This is a genomic window from Verrucosispora sp. SN26_14.1, assembly GCF_004307965.1.
Lineage (GTDB): Bacteria > Actinomycetota > Actinomycetes > Mycobacteriales > Micromonosporaceae > Micromonospora.
The window spans coordinates 1-5,794 of sequence record NZ_SISL01000373.1 but is presented as its reverse complement, the minus strand read 5'-3'; the positions used below and the strand labels follow the sequence as shown (position 1 = coordinate 5,794).

The 5,794-nt window shown below is 74.4% G+C and carries 5 protein-coding genes and 1 pseudogene; all 6 read right to left on the bottom strand.

What is annotated here, in order from left to right; genetic code table 11:
• Positions 1-1,298 (bottom strand): RsmB/NOP family class I SAM-dependent RNA methyltransferase (locus EYA84_RS24745; protein ID WP_394347610.1); only part of this gene is annotated, 1,298 nt, incomplete at its 3' end.
• A complete protein-coding gene (fmt, locus tag EYA84_RS24740; RefSeq protein WP_131055812.1) occupies positions 1,295-2,221 on the bottom strand; it encodes a methionyl-tRNA formyltransferase in 927 nt (308 codons plus the stop codon). The genes EYA84_RS24745 and fmt, both read right to left, overlap by 4 nt.
• A 4-nt stretch (positions 2,222-2,225) precedes the next feature.
• Entirely contained in the window at positions 2,226-2,786 is a 561-nt protein-coding gene (gene def, locus EYA84_RS24735) for a peptide deformylase (RefSeq protein WP_131055810.1), read from the bottom strand.
• Positions 2,787-2,829: 43 nt separating this feature from the next.
• Positions 2,830-4,098 (bottom strand): cytochrome P450, encoded by a 1,269-nt coding sequence (locus EYA84_RS24730; protein ID WP_131055814.1) that lies wholly within the window; start codon positions 4,096-4,098, stop codon positions 2,830-2,832.
• 55 nt (positions 4,099-4,153) lie between these two features.
• Entirely contained in the window at positions 4,154-5,137 is a 984-nt protein-coding gene (locus tag EYA84_RS24725) for an AAA family ATPase (protein ID WP_131055808.1), read from the bottom strand.
• Between the two features lie 282 nt (positions 5,138-5,419).
• Positions 5,420-5,794, bottom strand: a pseudogene (locus EYA84_RS24720) (primosome assembly protein PriA); the annotation flags it as partial.

Here is a 5,794-nt window from a genome sequence, read left to right as displayed (position 1 = left end):
TCCACGAAGTCCACCGGCGCGCCGCAGCGGCGGGCCGCCTCGGTGACCGTCACGTGCGTCTCCACCACGTGCGGCGAGCAGGTCACGTACGCCACCACCCCGCCGGGGCGTACCGCCCGCAGCCCGGCGGTGAGCAGCTCACGCTGCAACCGGGTCAGGGCGGGCAGGTCCGACGGCTGGCGCCGCCAGCGCGACTCCGGCCGGCGACGCAGCGAGCCCAGGCCGGTGCAGGGCGCGTCGACCAGCACCCGGTCGAAGTGTTCCTCCGGCAGCTTCGGCTCGCCGCCGACCAGCCGGCCGTCGGTGTGCAGCACGGTCACCGGCAGCCCCCGGGTCGCGTTCTCGACCAGTCGGGCCCGGTGCTCGGCCACCTCCACCGCGGTCAACCGCGCGTCCCGCTGCGCGGCGATCGCGCCGAGCAGCCCCGACTTGCCGCCGGGACCGGCGCAGAGGTCGAGCCAGCGGCCGTCCGGCCCGTCCAGCGGCGCGGCGGCGAGGGCATCGGCCACCAACTGGGACCCCTCGTCCTGCACGTGCGCCCGGCCGTCGACCACCGCCGCCAGGTCGCCGGGGGCACCGCCGCCGAGATAGACCGCGTACGGCGAGAAGGCGCCCGGAGCGCCACGCACCTCGTCGGCGAGTTCGACCGGGTCGGCCCGGCCCGGCCGCGCGCACAGGTGCACCGGCGGGCGCTCGTTGTCCTCGATCAGCAGTCGGGTGGTCTCGCCGAGGTCCCCGCCGAGCGCCTCGGAGAACGCCCGGACGATCCACTGTGGATGGCTGTAGGCGAGGGCGAGGTGACCGATCGGGTCGGTCTCCAGCGGCGGTGCCAGCCGGGCCACCCATGCCTCGTTGTCGCGCTCGGCGACCTCGCGCAGCACCGCGTTGGCGAAGCCGGTGGCCCCCGGGCCCACCACCCGCACCAGGTCGACGGTGGACGACACCGCCGCGTGGGCGGGCACCCGGGTGTGCAGGAGTTGGTACGCGCCGATCCGCAACGCGTCACGGACCGGCGGATCGATCCGCTGCACGTCCCGACCGGCGGCGGCGGTGAGGATCGCGTCGAGCGTGCCGACGTGGCGCAGCGTGCCGTAGGTCAGCTCGGTGGCGAAGGCGGCGTCCCGGCCGATCAGTCCCTCGTCGCGCAGGATCGCCGGCAGCACCAGGTTGGCGTACGCGTCGTCCCGGTGCACCGCCGCGACCGCCTCGTACGCGGCGTGACGTGGCCGGTCCGCGGCGTTGCGCCCGCTCCGGGGGCCACGGCGCTCGGGCCCTCGACGAGCGGTGGTCTCCCTCACGCGAACTCCTCCCCGGTGGCGACCCGGACACCGCGTGCCCAGTCGGTCGCCGGCATGACCCGCTTGCCCGCCGCCCGCACCTCGCCGAGGCGGACCGGGACGGTGGCCGTGCCGGCCAGCACCCGCGCCTTCTCCACCAGCAGCTCACCGGGCTTGAGATCGGGGCCGTCGGGTGCCGGGGTGACCGGGCCGAGCTTCACCCGCTCGTCCCGGAAGGTCGTCCACGGGCCGGGCGCCGGGGTGCAGGCGCGGATCCGGCGGTCCACCGCGAACGCCGGGTCGGCCCAGCGCACCCGGGCATCCTCGACGGTCAGCTTCGGGGCCAGCGAGACCCCGTCGGCGGGCTGCGGTTCGGCGCGGGCGGTGCCGTCCTCCAGCGCGTCCAGCACCGCCACCAACAGCCCGGAACCGCTGTCTGCCAGCCGCTCCAGCAGGTCGCCGGAGGTGTCGGCGGGTCGGATCTCGTCGGTCAGGGTGCCGTACACCGGCCCGGTGTCCAGCCCCTCCTCCAACTGGAAGACGCTGGCCCCGGTCAGCTCGTCGCCGTGCAGCACGGCGTGCTGCACGGGTGCGGCACCCCGCCAGGCCGGCAGCAGCGAGAAGTGCAGGTTCACCCAGCCGTGCCGGGGGATCTCCAGCGCCACGGGGGGCACCAGCGCGCCGTAGGCGACCACCGGCACGCAGTCCGGTGCCAGCTCGCGCAGCCGCTCCAGGAACTCCGGCTCCCGGGGACGGGCCGGGGTCAGCACCTCGACGCCGTGCTCGTCGGCCCAGGCGCCGACCGGTGAGCGTTGCAGGCCACGACCGCGTCCGGCCGGGGCGTCCGGCCGGGTGACGACGGCCACCAGCTCGTGCCGCGAGGCGGCCACGGCGGCGAGGGCGGGGACGGCGACGGCCGGCGTACCGGCGAAGATCACGCGCATCGACTCACCGCCCCAGACCGAAGGGGCTGCCGCTGCCGTGCGGGCTCAGCTTCACCGTGGGCGGCGCGGCGACGTCGTACCACTCGGCCTGCCGGATCGCCTTCATCGCCTCCTTGCGGCCGGCCTGGTCCAGCCGGTCGATGAAGAGCACCCCGTCCAGGTGGTCGGTCTCGTGCTGCACGCAGCGCGCCATCAGGCCGGTGCCGACGATCTGCATCGGGTCGCCGTAGCCGTTGAAGCCCTTGGCGATCACGTTCTGCCGTCGCTTGGTGTCGAAGTACAGCCCGGGGATGGACAGGCAGCCCTCCGGGCCGTCCTGCTCCTCCTCGTCGGGGAACTCCAGCACCGGGTTGACCAGGTGACCGAGCACGTCGTCGACGTCGAAGGTGAACACCCGCAGGCCCACCCCGAGCTGCGGCGCGGCGAGGCCGGCGCCGTTGCGCTCACGCATGGTGTCGGTCAGGTCGGCGACGAGCGAACGCAGCTCGACGTCGAAGTCGACCACCGGATCGGCCGGCGTGCGCAGCACCGGGTCCCCGAACAGACGGATGGGCTGAACGGTCACGCGGGTCGGCTCCTTAACGGTGGGACGGGAGTGCCGTACCAGTCTACGGAGTGCCCGCGGAGGTGCCGGTCGGCGCACCACGATCGGCGTGCGGCGCCAGCTCGCCGACGGTGACCGGCAGCGTGTCGTACCCGCGCAGGGTCAACCGGGTGCGGTGGCGGGGGGTGCCCGCCGAAGCCAGCCCGGGCAGTCGCCGCAGCACGGCCGGGAACGCCACCTGCGCCTCCAGCCGGGCCAGCCCCGCACCGAGGCAGTAGTGCGGGCCGGCACCGAAGGAGAGCGGGCCGAGCTGGGCCCGCCACGGGTCGAACCGCGCCGGCTCAGGGTACCGCCGGGGGTCGCGGTTGGCCGCGCCGAGCAGCACCAACATCCAGCTGCCGGCGGGCACCTCGACACCGCCGAGGCGGACGGTCGCGGTGCTGGTCCGGGTGGTCAACTGCACCGGCGAGTCGAAGCGGAGCAGCTCGTCGACGTACGCCGGGGCGTGCTCCGGGTGGCGGCGCAGCACGTCGGCCTCCCGCGCGTGCGCCAGCAGCACCGCGAGGCCGTTGCCGAGCAGGTTGGTGGTGGTCTCGAAGCCCGCCACGAGCAGCACCACCAGGTTGGCCAGCAGCTCCTCGCCGGAGAGCCGGTCACCGGCGTCGTGCGCCTGCACGAGCGCGGTGGTCAGGTCGTCGGCCGGCTGTCGGCGGCGGGCCGCCACCAGCTCGGTGAAGTAGTCGCGCAGCTCGGTGGCACCGGCGTCGGCCACGGCCAGCTCCGCCGGGGTGATCTCGGGTTCCAGGACCCCGGTCAGGTCGGCCGCCCACCGCCGGAACAGCGGACGGTCGGCGGACGGTACACCGAGCAGCTCGCAGATCACCGCGACCGGCAGCGGGTAGGCGAACTCGGCCATGAAGTCGACGGGTACGCCGTCGCGGCCGGCCGCCGCCATCGCCGTGATCAGCTCGTCGGCCTGGGCGGACACCACGTCCCGCATACCCGCGATCCGGCGCGGGGTGAACGCGCCCGCCGCCAGGCGCCGCATCCGGCTGTGGTCCGGCGGGTTGGTCCGCAGCATCGACCGGGCGATCGACGACAGCGCCGGGCTCTCCCGCCACTGCGGCAGGACCTGGTCCCGCAACTCGCCGTCGAGCACCTGGAAACTCGGGTCCCGGAGCAGTTCGTCGGCCTCGGCGTACCCGGTCACCACGAACAAGCCGGGACCGGCCGGGACGACGTGCCCGAAAGCACGCATCCGCTCGTACGCCGGATAGGGATCGACCCGCCCGGTGGGCGACATGAGTAGCGCGAGCGTGCCGGCGGCGTCCATGGCGGCCTCCTGCGGGTCGGGAGGTTCCATCATGCCCGCGCCGCACGGCGGCGGTTCACCCCGCGGTGCCGGACTCCCCCGCCAGCACCGCGTCCCCGCCGAGCAGCGCGTGCTCCGGCAGCGGCAGGCGGATGTCGTGGGCCGCCTCCCAGTCGTGGATCAGGCTGGGCCGGGCCTGCGCGGCGAAGTAGTCGACCGCGCTCATCCCCCCCACCACGGGCTCGTCGACCTCGGCCACCAGCCGGCCGGGCACCAGCCGGAACCCGCCGCGCAGCGCGGCGCTGAGGCGACGGTGCCCGTCCACCACGAAGAAGTACTCGCCGGTGTAGCCGATCTCCAACGGCTCCAGGGCGGTCTCACCGGCGGCGACGACCTCGTCGACGACGCTGGAGTCCCAGAGCCCGCGCAGTTCCGTCACGTCCTCGGTCGGGTAGACCCGGGCCGGGTCGAGCAGCAGCAGCGGCGGCGCGGCGCGCAGCACCTCCGGGGCGAGCCGGCCCTCGTACGCGTCGACGATCCGCTCGATCACCTCGCCGGCGGGCGCCCGGGTGGTGTCGCAGACCAGGTCGTAGTTGCGCAGCCGGGCCTTGTCCACGCCGTACCGGACCACGAAGCGGTTGCGCTCGCTCTCGCTGCGTTCCCGCAGCTTGGCCTTTGCCTCCTCCATCGAGGTGTAGCTCTCCGCCGGGCCGGAGGGCCGCAGCAGCACCCGGCGGGCCGCCTCACCCGGCTCGGTGATCATGTGCACCTTGAGCGCGTCGGTGAAGAAGTGCCAGGCCAGCCGCGAGTCCATCACCAGGCTCTCGCCGGAGGCGGCGATGTCGCGCTGGAGCTGGTCGACGTAGCCGTCGACCGCCTGGTCGAGTTCGGCGTGCAGGTTGAGCTGGAGCGCGGTCATCTGACGCTCCTGGGCCATCTGCCGGTACAGGTCACCGACGCTGACCCGGCGCAGGCCGAGCCGCTCGGCGATCACCACCGACACGGTGCTCTTGCCGCTGCCGAGGTCACCGTTGAAGACGATCGACTGACGAACGGTCACGACTGGTCCACCCCTGATCACCGGCTGTACTGGATCGTCATCGATATCGCGCCGGACCGACCCGGTCCCGCCGTCACCACGCCGACCCGCGACAACTCCGGCTCCACGTGCCTGACGCCGCGTCACGACCTGGACTCGTCGTGCGCCCCGGCATGACGGGCGATGCTACCACCTTGACCACGGGACTCCCGCGCGCGCAACTCGGGAGCGGCGCGTCGACACCACACGCGAGGATCAGGTCACATCCGGCGACCGACAGTCACTCAGCGTCACCGTTCGGCGTCAGAACAGCGTGAGCGGGTCGACCTGGAGGCGTACCGGTTCGGCGGCCTTGCGGGCGGTGCGCGACCCCGCCGCCGCGTGCAACGCCTCGGCCATGGCCGCCGCCCGCGCCCGGGGCACCCGGACCAGCATCCGTTCCCGGTCGCCGTCGGCCGGCACCGGGCCGAGCAGTTCCGCCTCCTCCGGCAGCCGCGCCTGCGCCAGCAGGTCGGCCACCGCCACCGGCAGCCCGGTCACGCTGGCCATCCGCATCGCGGGCGGGAAGCCCAACTCCCGCCGCTCGGCCAACTCCCGGGCGGCGAACCAGCCCGGATCCCACCGCAGCAACGCCTGCACCGGCGCCAACGCGCCGTCGGCGACCACCACCACCCCTGT

Coding starts and splice junctions, on each gene's coding strand:
- fmt (WP_131055812.1), bottom strand. CDS start 2,221: ATGCGCGTGATCTTCGCCGGTACGCCGGCCGTCGCCGTCCCCGCCCTC.
- EYA84_RS24730 (WP_131055814.1), bottom strand. CDS start 4,098: ATGGACGCCGCCGGCACGCTCGCGCTACTCATGTCGCCCACCGGGCGG.